The following is a 16,945-nucleotide window of genomic DNA, read 5'->3' as shown; positions in this document are numbered from 1 at the left end:
TGTTAGCGACGTAGACGTGGATCGAACGCATCACGTAATCCATCTGCCAACATGTTGAAGCTGATCATGAGGAGTACGAGCACTGTCGATGGAACGACGAGCAAGAAAGGAAACGTCTTAAGTTCTTTGTACCCTTCATTGATCAATGTACCAAGCGACGGTTGCGGTGGTGCAAGCCCAAGACCGATGAAGCTTAGGAAAGCTTCGAAGAAAATTGCCCCAGGAATCGTAAACATAAGCGAGATGATGATTGTACCCAAGGTATTTGGAATCAAATGTTTGAAGACTAAACGTGCGCTAGAAGCACCAAGTGTACGTGCTGCAAGAACGAACTCTTGGTTCTTTAGTTTCAGGATCTGACCACGAACGAGTCGGCTCATCCCAATCCAACCAGTGATTGTCATCGCGAGGATGATCGTCGTGATCCCTGGCTCAAGAATCAAGATGAAGAGGATGATCAAGATCAAGTTCGGTACCCCTGTCAGGATTTCCGCTATCCGTTGCATGATGTTATCGACACGACCACCATAATAAGCAGAAATACCACCGTATGTGACACCGACAAGAACGTCAATGAGCGCTGCCATCAAACCGATGAAGAGTGAAATTTTCGTTCCTTCCCAGACACGCGACCAAAGATCACGACCAAGATGGTCCGTACCAAACCAGAAGTTTTCTTTTACTTGTTTTTGCTTGTAGAAATCGATTGGTGTTTCACCAAGCGTCGCCATACCATCAAATCCAGCCCACTCTAAACCTGTCACTTTTGGTGGAAGTTTAGCTTGCGTGATAGTTTGGGTATAAGCATCTCTACCAGAGATTGCAGGACCCGCTACTGACATGATGGCAATCACGATGATCAAGACAAGAGAAATGATCGCTGCTTTGTTCTTACGCAAGCGCATCCAAGCATCCTGCCAAAAGTTTAAGCTTTTACCGGCAATTCGTTCACCGGCCTGTTCATTAAATTCAACCTGTTGAAACAACGATGAATCGAACTGTTCCGCTTTTGCATTTGAATTTTGTTCAGCCATTATTTACTACCCCCCAAACGAATCCGTGGATCAACGACACCGTACAGCAAGTCGACGATTAAAATCATGAGAATGAAGATTGCCGAGAAGAACAGCGTCGTACCCATGATGACTGTATAGTCATTCTGTGTGATTGACGATACGAACAACTCACCAAGACCCGGTACAGCAAAGATTTTTTCAATAACGAATGTACCTGTGATCAATGCAGCAGTCATAGGTCCAAGAATCGTAATAGCAGGAATCAAGGCATTCCGAACCATGTGTTTCCAAGTAATCGATTGACCATCTAGGCCTTTTGCTTTAGCTAACGTGACGTAATCCTGACCTGTAACCTCAAGCATTTCCGTCCTTACGAATCGGGCAATCGAGGCGGTGACCCCAAGAGACAACGAAATCGTTGGTAGGATCGTATGCGCCGGACTTTCCCAGAACGCTACTGGCAAAGCGCCCCATTTCACGCCAACATAATACTGAAGGAGTGAGGCGAATACGAAGGATGGTACTGAAATCCCGAGAACCGAGATGAACATTGCTCCGTAGTCAACAACTGTGTTGTGACGAAGTGCAGCAACTACACCAAGTACGAGACCTAAAAGTACACCAAGTACGAGTGCTTGAACTCCAAGTTGAGCCGATGGTCCAATTCGTTCAGAAATTAAATCCGTAACTGGACGGCTGTCATATTTGAACGATACACCAAGGTCTCCTTGGAATAAGTTGACCATGTACGCTGCGTAGCGTTGTGGTAGTGGATCATTCAAATTGTACTTATCCCGAAGGATATTCAACTGTTCAGGAGAAAGTTTCTCCTGGTTCTGGAACGGTGAACCTGGTAGCAGATCCATCAGGAAGAAAGTGAACGAAGCGATGAGTAAAAACGTCAATACGCCGTAAACCAGGCGTTGAGCTAAATAACGGCCCATAAGATGGCACCCCCTATAAAGATTTTCTGTTTTTTTCGAAACATCAATAAAATCAGTATGACCCACAATTGTCGGAACATTCAAGAATTTTGTTATAAAAATTTAAAATTCTTTTTAATTGTGCTTTCATTCGATGTTCGATTAGACGCTTTTTTGAATATCGTCCAATAGTCAGAATTTTTCGTTTGATTCCATTATACTTTGCTAACAAAGTAATTAGAACCACTTTTTTACGAAAATTTCACATTTCCGATAAAAATGAGTTTCCGTTCATTCAAAGTAGTATAAAACAGGAGCGTACCCGAACTGACTTAGGGACGCTCCCGTTCTCGATTACTTCACATCAACATATTTGTATTGGAAATCTGCTCCGAACAATTGACGGTTGAAATCTTTGACCGTCGGACGGCTCAAGTATGCAGAACCCGCTTGATAGATTGGTGCGATAGCTTGATCTTTTTCAATCAATTGCGCCTCAGCTTGTTTGAACAAATCTAAACGCTTCGTCAAGTCTGACTCATCGTTTGCCGCGTTTAATAATTTATCATACGCAGCTGATTTGTACTTCACGTCATTTTGGCTGTTCGTTGATTCGAAGATAGAAAGGTTAGACATTGGATCTTGATAATCCGGACCCCAGACTGAGTAAGAAACTTGGTAGTCGCCTTTTGTTTCAAGATCGAGTTTATTCTTGAACGGCTGTTGTTTAATCGAAACAGTGACATTCGGAAGATTCTTCTCGAGTTGACCTTTCATGTACTCACCGATTTTCTTAGCGTCTTCGTTATCAAACGAAAGCAATTCGATTGTTGTCTTTTTATCACCGTTTGCTTTTTTCCAAAGATCAGCTGCTTCTTTCGCGTCACGATCGAACCAGTTGATGTCGCTCGTGTAGTCTTTACCTGATGCATCCTTGACAAAGTCTTTTGGAATGAAGCTTGTTGTTGGAATTGAACCATTCGCAAGAAGCGTATCCGTGATACCTTTTGGATCGATAGCACGAGCGATTGCTTTACGTGCATTGACATCTTTCATCGTTGCATCTTCGTTATTGAATTTCAAGTAAGCGATCGAAGAACGAAGCGCTGTTTTGAATTCAGGTTTCGATTTGTATGCTTCAACTTGCTCCGAAGTCAAACCTGCGTAATCGATTTCGTTTGAATCATACAAGTTTGCGACTGTCGAATTATCCTTAACGACACTGATTGTAACTTCGTCGAGTTTGACGGCATCTTTATCCCAGTAGTTGTCGTTCTTTTTCAGAACACGTTTTGAATCCGTTTTCCAAGATTCCCAAACGAAAGGACCGTTGTAAAGCAATTTATCTGGTTTAAGCGAGAAGTCTTTTTCATTCTTCTTGTAGAAGTCTTCACTGATTGGTGTATACGTACCGAACGATGTCAGTGAGAGGAAATACGGAGCTGGACGCTCGAGTTTTACTTCTAACGTTTTATCATCGATTGCTTTAACGCCGAGTTCATCAACAGGCTTTTTACCTTGTGTAACATCAGAGCCGTTTTTTAACGTGTCAAAGATGTATGAGTAACTAGAACCTGTTTTTGGATCAGCAGCACGTTTCCAAGCGAATTCAAAATCTTGTGCTTTGACGGGTGAACCGTCTGACCATTTCGAATCACGAAGTGTGAACGTATACGTCAAATTGTCGCTTGAGATATCCGTTTTTTCTGCAAGTGCTGGAATCGCTTTTCCGTCCTTGTCTAAACGATAAAGACCTTCCATCGTGTTTCCGATCATGTTGAAAGCGACGGAATCCGTAGCTTTCGCTGGGTCCACTGTCGTAATATCCGAAGTGTCCGTTAAACGTAGATTTTTTTTGCCGTCTGTCGATCCTGAATCTTTGTCTCCGCCACCTGTCGAACATCCAGCAAGCACTGCGCTTCCTGCAAGCATGACTGATAAAGCGAGACCGACTGTTTTTTTCTTCATCGGTAAGTCATCTCCTTTTCAATTTCCAAGTTGCCATAATGCCTATGACATCAATAACGTCCCGTCGAAACTGCAATGTATTCCCCAAAATGCATTGACCTAGTTTCAAAAACTTAAACGAAGTGATAAATTGATTTTATGTGAGAATAGCATTAACGTCAAGTGAATAGTCACACTATTTGCTATTTTGCATCATTCGTTTGTTACCGATTCGTAACAGCATTAAAAGTTTCGTATACTAAGAATATCTATGTACGCAAAGGGGGATTTTCATGCGATCGACGTATTTCCGACCGGTCATCATTGCGGTCATTCTTGTTCTGCTTTACACGATTTGGGCAACCATGACGGATTCGACACACGGTATCTTGTATCATCTGTCTGGTGGTTTATTCATAGCAGGATTCTTGTTAGTTGCAGTAGGATTCTTCTCAAACATGTCTGCTAACGGCTTCTTTCGTGGCATGACAGCTGGATTCAAAAAACAACGGGAAGCAAAATTAAGAGAGATTGATGAGGACTATTACGAAGATGAGGACGAGGAGGAAGAAGTACTTCGCAAAAAGCAGCGCCGTGCTTCAGCACGGACGAAACCCTACGTCTCAAGCGGTGTCATCTTCATCATCGTCTCACTGATCATCTCGTATTTTTAAACGAAATCAACGTGACGCTCTACCTCAGATATGGTAAACTCAAGCTAATCAAACAAGAAAACACGACGACAAAGAGTAGTAACTTAGATCCATTCCTCTCAGAGAGTCCATGGTGCTGAAAATGGACAGGTGATGCCTAAGTGAATGGACTTTCGAGTGGCTGATTCGAAACAAGTAGAGTCAGATGGGTTTGCCCATTACAGCAAATTGAGCGGCTATGTAAATAGCAACTTGGGTGGCAACGCGATGACTCGTCCCTTGATTTTCAAGGGGCGCTTTTTATTTTGAATTTATTATTTGGAGGGATTTCATTATGAAAACGATTTTCTCAGGTATTAAACCAACCGGAACGGTCACACTCGGAAATTACTTAGGTGCCATGAAACACTTCGTGAATTTACAGGACGGTCATGATGCATATTACTGCGTCGTCGATTTGCACTCAATCACGGTCGATATCGATCGTGTCGAACTGATGAACAATACTCGCGCCCTTGCTGCTTTGTATATCGCAAGTGGTCTAAATCCTGAAAAGTCAACGATCTTCGTTCAATCAGAAGTCAAAGCACATGCACAACTCGGCTGGATGTTGACATGCCTTTCCGGTATGGGTGAACTGGAGCGTATGACACAATATAAAGATAAATCACAAGGAAAAGAGCGAATTGGAGCAGGGTTGTTCGTCTACCCGACACTTATGGCAGCTGATATCCTACTCTACGATGCGGAACTCGTTCCAGTCGGTGACGACCAAAAGCAACATATTGAGTTAACGCGTGATCTAGCGCAACGTTTTAATAGCCGCTATTATGAGACGTTCACATTACCAGAACCAATCATTGCAGAGTCGGGTGCCCGGATCATGAGTTTGACGACACCTGATAAAAAAATGTCAAAATCAGATCAAAATCCGAAAGGCTTCATCTCGATGCTTGATGCACCGGATGTCATTCGTAAAAAAGTGAAGTCAGCTGTCACGGACTCGGAAGGTATCGTAAAATTCGATCGAGAACACAAACCAGGTGTGTCGAATTTACTTGAAATCTATTCCCTGCTCGCTGGTATCTCGATTCCAGATCTTGAAGCAAAATATGAAGGCTCGAATTATGGAACATTCAAAGCAGATGTCGCGGAAGCGATCATCGCGGAACTCGAACCGATTCAACAGCGCTATTATGAATTGATTGATTCTGAAGAGCTTGATCAAATTCTTGACGCTGGACGTGACCGCGCAGAAGCAGTCGCTGCAAAAAAACTCGCGAAGATTGAAAAGGCAATGGGCTTACAACGGAAACGTGCGAAAGTAAAAAAATAATTCGTTCTCCGCGCGAAAGATCGGGATATTCCGGTCTTTTTTTATATATCAATCACAAAAAAACGACTTCCGAATTAAATCGGAAGTCGTTTTTATTTTGCTTATTTTCCTTCGATTGAAGCCCATTTGTATGAGAAGTCTGCGCCGAAGTTATGCTCGACGACTCCTTTAACGTATGGTTTAACGAGGAATGCACGTCCACGCTGATAAACAGGTGAGATCGCTGCTGAATCAAGAAGGATTTTTTCAGCTTCTTGCAATTCAGACCAACGTTTTGCTGCATCTGTTTGTGTTTGTGCATCTTTGATGAGTTTATCGTACTCTTTGTCCGACCATTTACCACGGTTGTATGGTCCGCCTGTAACGAAGAGATCGAGGAACGTCATTGGATCTTGGTAGTCAGGACCCCATCCTGCGAGTGAGAACTGGAAGTCACCTTTGTTTTCAAGATCAAGTTTGTTTTTGAATGGTTGTTGCTTGATCGTAACCTTCATACCTGGAAGGTTTTTCTCAAGTTCACCTTTCAAGAACTCACCGATTTTCTTCGAATCATCGCTATCATAGTTCAAGAGCTCAAGATCAACCGATTTTTGACCGATTTCTTTGAGACCCTCTTCCCAAAGTTTTTTCGCTTCGTCAGCATTGAATTCATTGAATCCAGGGTACTTGTCGCGGAAATCTTTTCCGTCAGCATCTTTCGCGAAATCTTTTGGTACGAGATAGTTCGCTGGAAGTGATCCGTTTGCGAGGATAACATCCGTGATTCCTTTTTTGTTGTAACCCATGTCGATCGCGCGACGGATTTTTTCGTTATCAAGCGCTTTTACCTTTGTATTGAGGTAAAGGTAGAAGATTGTTGATTCACCTTTTGTTTTGAACTCTTTATTGTCTTTGTACTGGGCAACGAACTCAGAAGTTAGACCTGTACGATCGATATCACCTTTTTCGTACAAGTTAACGCCTGTCGCTGTCTCTTTGACGACCTTAACGTTGATCGTTTTAAGTTTAACGGCATCTTTATCCCAGTAGTTATCGTTTTTGACCATTTTCCAGCCTTGCTCACGTGTCCATTCTGTTAACTTGAATGGTCCATTGTAAAGCGACTTGTCTGCAGTCGAACCAAAGTCTTTTCCGATTTTCTTCGAGAGTTCTTCTGATTTCGGCATGAATGGTCCGAATCCAGTGAGTCCGAGGAAATAATCTGCAGGTGCTTTTAATTTAACTTCAAGCGTTTTGTCGTCGACTGCTTTAACGCCGACAGCATCACGATCGCCTTTTTTCGTGTTATATTCTTCTGCACCTTTAATGTTGTAGAAGACATATGCATACTGTGAAGCGTTCTCTGGGTTGAGAACTTCTTTCCATGCATATTCAAAGTCTTTTGCCGTGATTGGTGTACCGTCAGACCATTTCGCATCACGTAATTTGAACGTGTATGTTAATTTGTCATCTGAAACCGTGTGACTTTCAGCGATACCTGGAGTCGGTTGCTGCTTGTCATCTAGACGATAAAGACCTTCCATCGTGTTGTTCAACACGTTGAATGAAACTGAGTCTGTAGAAGTCGTCGGGTTGAGTGTCGGGATATCCGAACCTTCGATCAAGTTAAGTGTTTGATCATTTGATTTCTTGCTTGAACCTGTGTCGCCCGATTTGTCGCCTGAATCCGTTGTCGAACAAGCTGCGAGGAACGCACTTGATACGAGTGCTACCGATGTAGCTAAAGCAAAGCTTTTCTTCTTCATGTTACGATGACCCCCCTAGGTTTCTAAAAAAATGATACTGTCAGGTTTTTTTGACCGAAAAAAAGAATTACTATATTCGAATCAAACCCTTCGTTACAAATAGTTTACAATGTTCTGATAATTTTGCAAACCTTTTATCCGATTTTTCTAAATATTTTTTCAAAAAAGACTGGGACCTTAAGAAATAATGGTCCCAGTTAAGTGATTATTTTAAAATTTTCATCGATCGAAGTAGGTATTCCGGTCCATAAATTGGTACTTCAATTCCTTGAATCGTATCAGAAACATATAATTTCTCAGTCGTCTGATACAAAGGAACGACGACAGCATCCTGATGGATTAACCGGTCTTCTGCTTGATGGTAAAGTGCTTGTTTTCGTTTTATCTCTCTTTCTTGTCGTGCTTTTTCAATCGTCTGGTCGTAAATCTTCGATTGATACTTCACTGAATTTAACGGATTATCCGAGACGAACTGATTTAAATACGCTAGCGGACCAGGATAATCTGGCATCCAACCAGTAAGCGTCATCGCATATTGTGATGTTTGTTCTTTAGTGATCTTCTCTTCGATCGCGACTGGCTTAAGAACGATATCGATCTCAGGTATTTGTTTCTCAAGATAGGTTTCGAGTTGCTCCCCAATTCGTTTTGCTTGTGGATCATCAAAATTAAGCATCTCGATCCTTTGTTTATTCCGTTTTTCTGATTTTTTCTGTTCTTTCTGAACGGATTCTGACATCAATACGTTCGTATCAGTGACGACGAATCGATTCGTCGGAATGCCTGCATACCCTAAAGGAAGTTGAACTGATTCCTTTTCCGTCAGTGCGCGAGCAATCCGCTTTCTGAGTGTCACTTCACGGAACACATCGTTTTTTTGATTGAAAGCGATATAAAAGACACCACTCCGCTTTTTTTGATAAGTCGGTCGCGAAACCTGATTGGCTTGTGTTTCGACACTCTCTTGTAATGGAAGGACGGCCGCCTTGCTCTTCTCATACGAACTCCATTGTGTCTGATGATCAGGGATGATATGGCTTTCTATTTTCCCTACTGTGACGACGTTTTGTTGATGATACTGATTGTTTTTCTTAAGTGTATATCCGCTTTTTGACATCTCTTCTAGCATAAATGCGCCATTTCCAACAAGCTCTTCCCACTTCTTAGATTCCGGTTGTGGATAGAAGACGGACATCGCGAGTAATTCTTTTAGATTCGAAACTGGCTGATTCAGCGTGATGACGAGTTGATCTCGTCCTTTCGCCTTTACACCTAGACGCTCTGGTTTTATTTTTCCGTCATTGACGGCACGTCCGTTCTCAAACACTTCAAATAAAAAACCATAGGGAGAATTTGTTTTATTGGCTGCGACACGTCGAAAACTATCGACGAATTGTTGCGCCGTGATTGGTTGCCCCTTCGCATTTTTCGTTTGTTTGAGTTGAATCGTATACGTCAATCGATCCTTTGAAACTGTCATATCCTGCGCTAGACCCCGACGGACGGATGTTCCAGAAGTAAAGACGTATAGTCCTTCGTACAGTTGTGCTAATAGTGTCTGAGAACGACTATCTGTCGCCAGTGCAATATCTGATGTTTTCGGAAGCGATGATTCGATTAGTTCAACTTTCACTGCCTTTGTTACGTTGACTGTTTTAGTTTCTTGAGACGACGACAGACGATATATGAGCACACTACTGAGACCAATAATTAAAAGTAGGATCAGTGCTATGATCGATGTTTTTTTCGTGATGTTAGCCATAAACGACTCCTTTCTGCGTCAAACACGCATTTCTCTATTGAATCAGAAAATCAGCAAAAAAGCGACCCCCTCGTTTTTCCAAGGGAATCGCTTAAGCTTAAGCTTCGTAACGTTTGAAGACGAGTGACGCGTTGTGTCCACCGAACCCGAGCGAGTTACTCAGGGCGTAATTCAATTCGACGCTCCGTGCACCTTCCGTCACGTAATCAAGATCACAGCCTTCACTCGGCTGTTTGAGATGAATCGTTGGGTGAACGGTTTGTTCTTGTAACGATTTGATCGTTGCAATCGCCTCGACGCCGCCAGCGCCACCAAGCAAGTGACCAATCATCGATTTCGTCGAGTTGACGACGAGTTGTTTTGCCTGTTCTCCGAAAACACTGTGAATCGCTTTTGTTTCAAGAATGTCGTTCATCGGTGTACTCGTTCCGTGTGCATTGATGTATCCGACTGCTTCTGGTGCGATACCTGCATCTTGGATTGCCATCGCCATTGCGCGCGCGCCACCGTCTCCATCTGGATCTGGAGCCGTGATGTGGTACGCATCAGCTGTTAATCCATATCCACTGACTTCGGCATAGATTTTCGCGCCACGTGCTACCGCATGCTCGTACTCTTCAAGAATCAAGATGCCTGCCCCTTCTCCCATGACGAATCCGTCACGTCCTTCGTCAAACGGACGGCTTGCTGTCTCAGGATCGTGATTCGTTGACATCGCTTTGTTGGAACAAAAACCAGCAAAGGCTAAGTTTGTGATCGGTGCTTCCGCTCCACCAGCAATCATGACATCCGCATCGCCCCGTTCGATGACACGAAGTGCTTCCCCGATGGCATTCGTTCCTGAAGCACACGCTGTAACGGAACAGTTATTCGGTCCCTTGGCTCCGGTATAGATCGATACCTGACCGCTTGCCATGTTCGGAATCATCATCGGAATGAAAAATGGGCTGACACGACGGTGTCCACGTTCAAAGTAGATTTTCGCTTGTTTCTCGATCGTCTCGACGCCACCGATTCCAGACCCAATCCAGACACCAGTACGTTCAGCAATCGACTTGATGTCGATTCCAGCATCTTTTACAGCTTCCATGCTCGCAACGAGTGAATAATGGACGAAACGGTCCATCTTGCGTGCTTCTTTCGCCTCAATGAATTCTGTCACATCGAAGTTTTGCAATTCGCCCGTGACCTTTGTTGGATACTCATCGATATCGAGACGCTCCATCGGACGAATTCCGTTCGTCCCTTCTTTTAAAGCTTCCCAGAATGTATTCGCATCATTCCCGATTGGTGTCAGTGCCCCGATTCCTGTGACTACAACGCGTTTTCTCATCATCTTATGTGTTCTCTCCTTTAGTCCAAGTAATGTATGCTGCTCCCCAAGTCAATCCGGCACCGAATCCCGCAAGTACAAGTTTTGTACCTGGTGTCAAACGACCTTGTTGACGTGCTTCTTCGAGTGCGAGCGGGATCGAAGCAGCAGATGTATTCGCATGCTCATCAATCGTAACGATGACCTTTTCTTGCGGAATATGCAGTCGTTCACACGCTGCATCGATAATTCGCAGGTTTGCCTGATGCGGAATCAAGATATCGATGTCTTCGAGCGTACTATCCGCTTTTTGAATGACTTTCTCAACGATTTCCGGTAATTTACGAACGGCGAACTTAAAGACTTCACGACCGTTCATCTCGATTGGTCCATCGATATCCTTAAACAACAGATGAGCGCCACGTCCGTCTGTTCCGAGTTCAAAAGCATTTAGTCCCTCTTGCTCAGTTTGTCCGATGACGACCGCCCCTGCACCGTCCCCGAATAAAATCGCTGTTGACCGGTCTGACCAGTCAACGATGCTCGACATTTTTTCAGCTCCGATGACGAGCGCATGTTTTCCTTCGACTGTTGCTAACATACTCGCAGCTGTTTGTAATGCAAAGATGAAGCCACTACATGCCGCACTAATATCGAATGCGGTCGCTCCACGTGCCCCTAAACGCTCTTGGACGATACAGGCTGTGGAAGGAAACGCACGTCCTGTTGCCGTACCGACAACGATCAACCCGATGTCGTCTACTGTCAATCCAGCATCATCAAGTGCCTTATGAGCCGCTTCCGTCGCTAAGTCTGTGACATCCACATCATCGGCTGCAATCCGCCGTGCTCCGATTCCTGTCCGTGTCCGAATCCATTCATCGCTCGTATCGAGCGTCGTTGCTAGCTCATCATTCGTCACGCGGCGTGATGGTAAAGACGTTCCTAATCCTACAATCCCGATCTTCATAAGGCATCCCCTTTTGTTATTAGTATCTGGTACTAATATAAAGCGTTAATTTGCTTTTGTCAAAGAAAAAAGGAAGAGCATGGTCTCCCGTGCTCTTCCTCATACCTCATTCTGCTAACGTCCGTACGACTTCCATGACCATCTTAGCGGAATTGATTGACGCAATCTCGAGGAACTCATCAAACGAGAGTGACGCTTCTTCATTGGCGCTATCTGAAATCGAGCGCGTGACGACAAATGGGACACCGAACTGATGACAGACTTGTGCAATTGGTGCTGCTTCCATCTCGACGGCTGCGACTTCTGGGAAGTGCGCCTTGATTTGAGCAGAACGCTCTGAATCATGGATGAATGAATCGCCTGTCGCAATCAATCCATGAACGACACGAATCGCATCCATCCGCTCGATGACAGCTTCTGCTGTTGCAACAAGTTTCGGATCTGCTTGGTAGGCAGCTGGCATTCCAGGTACCTGACCATATTCGTATCCAAATGCAGTCACGTCAACGTCGTGGTGACGCACTTCTGTTGAGACGACGACATCCCCGACCGTTAAGCCTTCCTTAAATCCCCCTGCTGATCCTGTATTGATGACAGCAGTTGGTTTATAGTGATCCAGCAATAATGTCGTCCCGATCGCAGCGTTCACTTTCCCGATTCCTGACTTCAAGATGACGACAGGAACGCTATTCAAGAGTCCTTCATAAAAATGGTAGTTTGCAATGACTGTATCTTTACGTTCTGATAACTCATTACGCAATAAGTTGACTTCCTCTTCCATTGCGCCGATGATTGCGATTGGCATGGTCCATTCCTCCATCAAACAGAAAGCCGGATTGCTCCGGCTCCTGTGTTCTTTATTTGATCGATGTAATTTTCACGGCGTATTCGCCGCCTGGTGCTGGTACAGAGACTTGATCTCCGACTTGATGCCCCATTAAACTTTTCGCGATTGGTGATTCGTTCGAGATTTTACCTGTGAACGGATCTGCTTCGGCACTACCGACAATCGTGTACGTATCTTCTTCGTTATCTTCGACACTCAAGAAAGTGACTGTCGTTCCGATACCAACGACCGAGATATCCTTCTCTTCTTCCGAGATGATTGCAACGTTGCGAAGCATTTCTTCTAATTGAGCGATCCGGCCTTCGACCATCGCTTGCTCTTCTTTTGCTGAATCGTACTCTGCGTTCTCTGAAAGGTCACCGAACGAACGGGCGATTTTGATGTTCTCGACGACTTCTTTCCGGCGGACTGACTTCAATTCATTCAATTCATTTTCAATGTTCGCTTTACCTTCAAGCGTCATGTAGTATTGCTTTTCTGCCATTTTTGTCACGCTCCTTTTTATTCCACTAGTATAGTATATTCACATCTTTTTTGGAATCAATATCCTCTTTGATCAAGTGCTGAACGATAATCAAGAATCGCTCGAATCTTCGTCACGAGTAAATCGATAGCGACATGATTCTCTCCGCCTTCCGGTACGATGATGTCCGCGTAGCGTTTTGTTGGTTCACAGAACTGCAGATGCATCGGACGAACGACGTTCGTGTACTGCTCAACGACCGAGTCAATCGAACGTCCACGTTCGTTGATATCACGTTGCATCCGACGCAGAATGCGAACGTCCGCATCTGTATCGACGAACACCTTGATATCCATTAGTTCCCGTAACCGTTCGTCTTCAAGCGCTAAAATTCCTTCTACGATGATGACATCACGTGGTTCGAGACGGATTGTTTCTTGTGCCCGCGTGTGGGCGACATAGTCATATACCGGTTTTTCAACGGCAATGTTTTCACGGAGCGACTGAATGTGCTCAATCAACAGACCATTATCAAATGCGAATGGGTGATCATAATTTGTCTGATACCGCTCTTCCATTGATAATTCACTCTGGTCTTTATAATACGCGTCCTGCTCAATCATGACGATTGATTCACTTGGAAACGCATCGACGAGTGAACGCGCCACCGTCGTCTTCCCTGAACCCGTTCCGCCCGCTACGCCAATTACTACCGGTTTTTGCATGTCATTCGTTCCTCCATCATTTTGACTTTTTCCGACTGACGGATACACCGTCACCGAGCGGAAAAATCGTCGTATCGTATTGTTCTTGTTCCATCATCCAGACCGTGAATTCTTTGACGAGACGCACGAGTCGACGTCTTCTTCGATCGAACGTTTTCGGGTCAGGCTCAAGGACGTCTCCGTGTAAGAAGAGGTTGTCCGTATAAAGCACGCCACCTTCTGGAATGAGTCGTCCATATCCCGCAAAGAATTTTTTATACTGTCCTTTCGCTGCATCGATGAAGACCGCATCAAACTCGTCTTCAAGCGTTTCGGCTAATTCTACTGCATCACCAAAAATGATGTCAATCCGGTCCGCCACATCTGACCGGGCGATGAAGGTTTTTGCTTCTTCATACCGCTTTGCATTCCGTTCAATCGTCGTAATCCGCGCATCCGGTAATGCACGTGCCATCCGGATCGCACTATAACCGATTGCGGTTCCGACTTCTAGAATACGTTTCGGTTGCTGTAATCGCAGGAGCGACAACAAGACTTCGGAACCGGTCAACTCGATGATCGGTATATGATGTTCTTCCGCATAACGCTCCATTTCTTCTAGTAGGGCATCACGAGGATGAATCATCGATTCGACATAGGTCGTGAAATCCTTCACGCCATTCACTCCCTCTTCCGCATAAACAGGTTGACTTGAAGCATCATTTCCGCTTCAACCCAACCCGTTGCTCATTGCTCTTTACTCGCTTCGTATTCTACCCATTCTGGTTTATACTTAACGACGTTTCGTTGATGTTCTTCATATGTCTCTTCGTAAAGAATCTGTCCTCGCGGATGTTTATCACTCGGTGGACGTGCGAAGAAATAGACATATTTCGTTTTATTCGGGTTTAAGACAGCCAATACGGAATCCTTACTGACTGTTGAAATCGGACCAATCGGAATTCCTTCGTACTTATACGTATTGTACTTCGAATTGTTCTCGAGATCCTTCAACGTCGTCAGTGCTGTATTCTCGCCTGTACCATACCAAACCGTTGGATCCGACTGTAGTTTCATGCCATCATCTAAACGGTTTTTGAAGACACCTGCGATTTCACGACGATCTTTCGGTGTTGCGGCTTCACGCTCAACCATGGAACCGAGACTGAGCACTTCATGGAAGGTCATGCCTGATTGTCGAATGGCATCCTTATTTTCATCATAGACTTTTTCTGTCTCGTCGAGCATCGTCTCGACGATTTGATCAATGCTTTTTCCTTTATCGAACTCATACGTAGCTGGGAAGAGATATCCTTCAAGTGCATACAAGACACCATTCTTCTTCACTTCATCCGTCAACATTGGATATTTTTCAATCATGGCATCGATGAACGTCGCATCCGTCAACTCTTTACGGACCGTCTCTTCTTTGAAGTTCGTCGCTTTTGCAATCAAAGCGATTTGACGATCCATCGTGATGCCTTCAGGTAACGTGATTTTCACATCCGCTGCCTTCATGACCGTTCCCGTCTTTAATTCATTGATGATTTCATCCGGGGACATGGCTTGTGACAGTGTATACGTACCCGCCTGGAATGACGATTCATTCTTGTAGCGGACGTAGTAACGAAAAATCGTCTCATTCGCAATCAAGTCTTTCTCCTTTAGTAAAGAAGCAATCGAACTCGTCCCTGCTCCTAAAGGAATTTCGACTTTGACAGATTTCGTCGCTGTTTCATCGACTGGTTCAAGCGCATTTTTCAAAAAGACATAGACGACCGCACTGGTAACTAGAAAAATCGTCAACAATACAGAAAGGATGATTAGCGTAATCCGGCGTGATGTCCGGCGTCGCCTTTTTTCGATTTCAGCATTTTGCTTCCATTCGTTCTCCATCGGTTCCTCCTTCTTCTCTTAAAACAAGGTGACATCGTAAGAGAAAGTCTCTTACGACGTCACCTGTCATGAGTCGGGTTAGTCTAACTGATCTTCGAGCGTGTTAAAGACTTCTTCGATTTCATCCCAAGTCGCTGTATCGTCTTCATCGATTGGTACGAGGTTGAAGTCGTTATCTCCATCACCGTATTCGTCGAGTTCGTAAACGAAGATATCGACTTCTTCTGCTTCATCATAGTCTGCTCCGATTGGCTCGAGGAAGATGTATGTCTTGCTCGAACGTGGGCTTTCATAACGCAGACGTTCTACGAATTCGAAATCATTTCCTTCGCCGTCCGGAATTACGTAACGTGTTGGTTCATTCTGTTGCATCAGTGATCCGCTCCTTTAACGCAAGCTCGAGTTCATCCCAAGTTTGCTCATCATTTTCATCGATCAGGCTTAATTCAAAATCATCTTCGCCTTCTCCATATTCATCGATCTCACAGATGATCAGATCATCTGCTCCTTCGTCAGGGTTACCGATCATTTCAAGAAACAGATAGGTTTTTCCTGTACGTTCACTCGAGTAACGGTACCATTCTTCGAAAAGATGTTCGCCGCCCTCTTCATCTGGAAAGAGATACTGACGTTTTTCTTCAGCCATCGGTTTCTCCCCCTTCATCGGTTCGTCCGATCCAAGTACGATTGCAGGATCATGACGGCAGCCATCTTATCGATGACTTGTTTACGCTTTTTACGGCTGACATCGGCATCGATCAGCATCCGTTCTGCTTGCATCGTCGTCAACCGTTCATCCATGAAAACGACGTCAAGCCCGGTATGCTGTTCGATTTCCTTCGCAAAAGCTTCACTTGCTTCGGCGCGGGGGCCGATGGAACCGTTCATGTTTTTCGGAAGACCAATGACTAGGATTTCGACATTGTATGTCTTCATGATGACATCGAGCCGTTTGAAGGCTTCTGGGTAATCCGGTTCCGTCCACTTGACCGTCTCGACTCCTTGCGCTGTCCAACCCATCAAGTCACTGACCGCTACCCCGATCGTCTTCGAACCGACATCTAGTCCCATTGCACGTTTCATTTTGAATTTCCACTCTCCGCCAAATAAGATTTCACGAGTTCTTCGAGCAATTCGTCGCGTTCAATCTTACGAATTAAATTACGTGCGTCATTATGACGAGGAATGTAAGCAGGATCTCCTGAAAGGAGATAGCCGACGATTTGGTTGATCGGATGATATCCTTTTTCTTCTAAAGCATGATAGACCGTCAACAACACATCACGTGTCGCTGCTTTGTTATCGTCTTCCGGAAAGTTGAATTTCATCGTTTGATCCATCTGACTCACGTTCATCACCTCTTTCATATAC

18 protein-coding genes and 1 other annotated feature are annotated in these 16,945 nt (G+C 44.5%); of the genes, 2 read left to right on the top strand and 16 right to left on the bottom strand.

Annotation, left to right across the window (positions count from 1 at the left end; translation table 11 throughout):
* Window positions 1-2: 2 nt before the first annotated feature.
* From opp3C to ACHWTJ_RS05395, 3 genes are all read right to left on the bottom strand, one after another.
* On the bottom strand, window positions 3-1,034 hold the full coding sequence (gene opp3C, locus ACHWTJ_RS05405; protein WP_294740602.1) for an oligopeptide ABC transporter permease: 1,032 nt from the start codon (window positions 1,032-1,034) through the stop codon (window positions 3-5).
* Window positions 1,034-1,960 carry an oligopeptide ABC transporter permease gene (gene opp3b / locus ACHWTJ_RS05400; RefSeq protein WP_035406592.1) on the bottom strand — a complete coding sequence of 309 codons (927 nt, stop codon included), beginning with the start codon at window positions 1,958-1,960 and terminating at the stop codon, window positions 1,034-1,036. The genes opp3C and opp3b overlap by 1 nt, the downstream gene beginning before the upstream one ends.
* Before the next feature lie 333 nt (window positions 1,961-2,293).
* Window positions 2,294-3,907, bottom strand: a complete 1,614-nt coding sequence (locus tag ACHWTJ_RS05395) for an ABC transporter substrate-binding protein (RefSeq protein WP_294740598.1) — start codon at window positions 3,905-3,907, stop codon at window positions 2,294-2,296.
* A 272-nt stretch (window positions 3,908-4,179) separates the two neighbouring features.
* Here ACHWTJ_RS05395 and ACHWTJ_RS05390 point away from each other — a divergent pair, with 272 nt between their 5' ends.
* Together ACHWTJ_RS05390 and trpS are read left to right on the top strand one after the other, a co-directional pair.
* Window positions 4,180-4,560, top strand: coding sequence for a DUF3899 domain-containing protein (locus ACHWTJ_RS05390; RefSeq protein ID WP_294740597.1), 381 nt, complete (start codon window positions 4,180-4,182; stop codon window positions 4,558-4,560).
* A gap of 56 nt (window positions 4,561-4,616) precedes the next feature.
* Window positions 4,617-4,822 (top strand) — a binding site (T-box leader).
* A 51-nt stretch (window positions 4,823-4,873) separates the two neighbouring features.
* Entirely contained in the window at window positions 4,874-5,875 is a 1,002-nt protein-coding gene (gene trpS, locus ACHWTJ_RS05385; protein WP_294740595.1) for a tryptophan--tRNA ligase, read from the top strand.
* A gap of 101 nt (window positions 5,876-5,976) precedes the next feature.
* Here trpS and ACHWTJ_RS05380 read toward each other — a convergent pair whose 3' ends face one another.
* From ACHWTJ_RS05380 to ACHWTJ_RS05320, 13 genes are all read right to left on the bottom strand, one after another.
* Window positions 5,977-7,620 carry a peptide ABC transporter substrate-binding protein gene (locus ACHWTJ_RS05380; RefSeq protein ID WP_294740592.1) on the bottom strand — a complete coding sequence of 548 codons (1,644 nt, stop codon included), beginning with the start codon at window positions 7,618-7,620 and terminating at the stop codon, window positions 5,977-5,979.
* Window positions 7,621-7,825: 205 nt separating this feature from the next.
* Window positions 7,826-9,382 (bottom strand): peptide ABC transporter substrate-binding protein, encoded by a 1,557-nt coding sequence (locus tag ACHWTJ_RS05375; RefSeq protein WP_394679240.1) that lies wholly within the window; start codon window positions 9,380-9,382, stop codon window positions 7,826-7,828.
* Window positions 9,383-9,479: 97 nt separating this feature from the next.
* Window positions 9,480-10,718, bottom strand: coding sequence for a beta-ketoacyl-ACP synthase II (gene fabF / locus ACHWTJ_RS05370; protein ID WP_294740589.1), 1,239 nt, complete (start codon window positions 10,716-10,718; stop codon window positions 9,480-9,482).
* A 1-nt stretch (window position 10,719) separates the two neighbouring features.
* On the bottom strand, window positions 10,720-11,664 hold the full coding sequence (locus ACHWTJ_RS05365; RefSeq protein WP_394679239.1) for a beta-ketoacyl-ACP synthase III: 945 nt from the start codon (window positions 11,662-11,664) through the stop codon (window positions 10,720-10,722).
* 106 nt (window positions 11,665-11,770) lie between these two features.
* Entirely contained in the window at window positions 11,771-12,469 is a 699-nt protein-coding gene (gene mtnN, locus ACHWTJ_RS05360) for a 5'-methylthioadenosine/S-adenosylhomocysteine nucleosidase (RefSeq protein WP_029342223.1), read from the bottom strand.
* Between the two features lie 52 nt (window positions 12,470-12,521).
* A complete protein-coding gene (gene greA / locus ACHWTJ_RS05355; protein WP_029342224.1) occupies window positions 12,522-12,995 on the bottom strand; it encodes a transcription elongation factor GreA in 474 nt (157 codons plus the stop codon).
* A gap of 56 nt (window positions 12,996-13,051) precedes the next feature.
* Complete coding sequence (udk, locus tag ACHWTJ_RS05350) at window positions 13,052-13,699, bottom strand: uridine kinase (RefSeq protein WP_294740583.1); 648 nt, start codon at window positions 13,697-13,699, stop codon at window positions 13,052-13,054.
* A gap of 16 nt (window positions 13,700-13,715) precedes the next feature.
* Window positions 13,716-14,354, bottom strand: coding sequence for an O-methyltransferase (locus ACHWTJ_RS05345; RefSeq protein WP_394679238.1), 639 nt, complete (start codon window positions 14,352-14,354; stop codon window positions 13,716-13,718).
* A 71-nt stretch (window positions 14,355-14,425) separates the two neighbouring features.
* On the bottom strand, window positions 14,426-15,574 hold the full coding sequence (gene mltG / locus ACHWTJ_RS05340) for an endolytic transglycosylase MltG (protein WP_294740581.1): 1,149 nt from the start codon (window positions 15,572-15,574) through the stop codon (window positions 14,426-14,428).
* A 78-nt stretch (window positions 15,575-15,652) separates the two neighbouring features.
* Window positions 15,653-15,946: a DUF1292 domain-containing protein gene (locus ACHWTJ_RS05335; protein ID WP_023468908.1), complete on the bottom strand. Its 294-nt coding sequence runs from the start codon at window positions 15,944-15,946 to the stop codon at window positions 15,653-15,655.
* Window positions 15,933-16,220 carry a DUF1292 domain-containing protein gene (locus ACHWTJ_RS05330; protein ID WP_023468909.1) on the bottom strand — a complete coding sequence of 96 codons (288 nt, stop codon included), beginning with the start codon at window positions 16,218-16,220 and terminating at the stop codon, window positions 15,933-15,935. The genes ACHWTJ_RS05335 and ACHWTJ_RS05330 overlap by 14 nt, the downstream gene beginning before the upstream one ends.
* 14 nt (window positions 16,221-16,234) lie before the next feature.
* Window positions 16,235-16,657, bottom strand: a complete 423-nt coding sequence (gene ruvX / locus ACHWTJ_RS05325) for a Holliday junction resolvase RuvX (protein WP_294740577.1) — start codon at window positions 16,655-16,657, stop codon at window positions 16,235-16,237.
* Window positions 16,654-16,923 carry an IreB family regulatory phosphoprotein gene (locus tag ACHWTJ_RS05320; protein WP_029342229.1) on the bottom strand — a complete coding sequence of 90 codons (270 nt, stop codon included), beginning with the start codon at window positions 16,921-16,923 and terminating at the stop codon, window positions 16,654-16,656. Before ACHWTJ_RS05320 ends, ruvX begins: the two co-directional genes overlap by 4 nt.
* Window positions 16,924-16,945 lie beyond the last annotated feature (22 nt).

The sequence above is a fragment of the uncultured Exiguobacterium sp. genome, assembly GCF_964277885.1.
GTDB lineage: Bacteria > Bacillota > Bacilli > Exiguobacteriales > Exiguobacteriaceae > Exiguobacterium_A.
This window is presented reverse-complemented; position numbering and strand designations above follow the sequence as displayed.

Excerpts from the sequence above, each read along its gene's own strand:
- opp3C (WP_294740602.1), bottom strand. The coding sequence starts at position 1,034 with ATGGCTGAACAAAATTCAAATGCAAAAGCGGAACAGTTCGATTCATCG.
- opp3b (WP_035406592.1), bottom strand. The coding sequence starts at position 1,960 with ATGGGCCGTTATTTAGCTCAACGCCTGGTTTACGGCGTATTGACGTTT.
- ACHWTJ_RS05395 (WP_294740598.1), bottom strand. The coding sequence starts at position 3,907 with ATGAAGAAAAAAACAGTCGGTCTCGCTTTATCAGTCATGCTTGCAGGA.
- ACHWTJ_RS05390 (WP_294740597.1), top strand. The coding sequence starts at position 4,180 with ATGCGATCGACGTATTTCCGACCGGTCATCATTGCGGTCATTCTTGTT.
- trpS (WP_294740595.1), top strand. The coding sequence starts at position 4,874 with ATGAAAACGATTTTCTCAGGTATTAAACCAACCGGAACGGTCACACTC.
- ACHWTJ_RS05380 (WP_294740592.1), bottom strand. The coding sequence starts at position 7,620 with ATGAAGAAGAAAAGCTTTGCTTTAGCTACATCGGTAGCACTCGTATCA.
- ACHWTJ_RS05375 (WP_394679240.1), bottom strand. The coding sequence starts at position 9,382 with ATGGCTAACATCACGAAAAAAACATCGATCATAGCACTGATCCTACTT.
- fabF (WP_294740589.1), bottom strand. The coding sequence starts at position 10,718 with ATGATGAGAAAACGCGTTGTAGTCACAGGAATCGGGGCACTGACACCA.
- ACHWTJ_RS05365 (WP_394679239.1), bottom strand. The coding sequence starts at position 11,664 with ATGAAGATCGGGATTGTAGGATTAGGAACGTCTTTACCATCACGCCGC.
- mtnN (WP_029342223.1), bottom strand. The coding sequence starts at position 12,469 with ATGCCAATCGCAATCATCGGCGCAATGGAAGAGGAAGTCAACTTATTG.
- greA (WP_029342224.1), bottom strand. The coding sequence starts at position 12,995 with ATGGCAGAAAAGCAATACTACATGACGCTTGAAGGTAAAGCGAACATT.
- udk (WP_294740583.1), bottom strand. The coding sequence starts at position 13,699 with ATGCAAAAACCGGTAGTAATTGGCGTAGCGGGCGGAACGGGTTCAGGG.
- mltG (WP_294740581.1), bottom strand. The coding sequence starts at position 15,574 with ATGGAGAACGAATGGAAGCAAAATGCTGAAATCGAAAAAAGGCGACGC.
- ACHWTJ_RS05335 (WP_023468908.1), bottom strand. The coding sequence starts at position 15,946 with ATGCAACAGAATGAACCAACACGTTACGTAATTCCGGACGGCGAAGGA.
- ACHWTJ_RS05330 (WP_023468909.1), bottom strand. The coding sequence starts at position 16,220 with ATGGCTGAAGAAAAACGTCAGTATCTCTTTCCAGATGAAGAGGGCGGC.
- ruvX (WP_294740577.1), bottom strand. The coding sequence starts at position 16,657 with ATGAAACGTGCAATGGGACTAGATGTCGGTTCGAAGACGATCGGGGTA.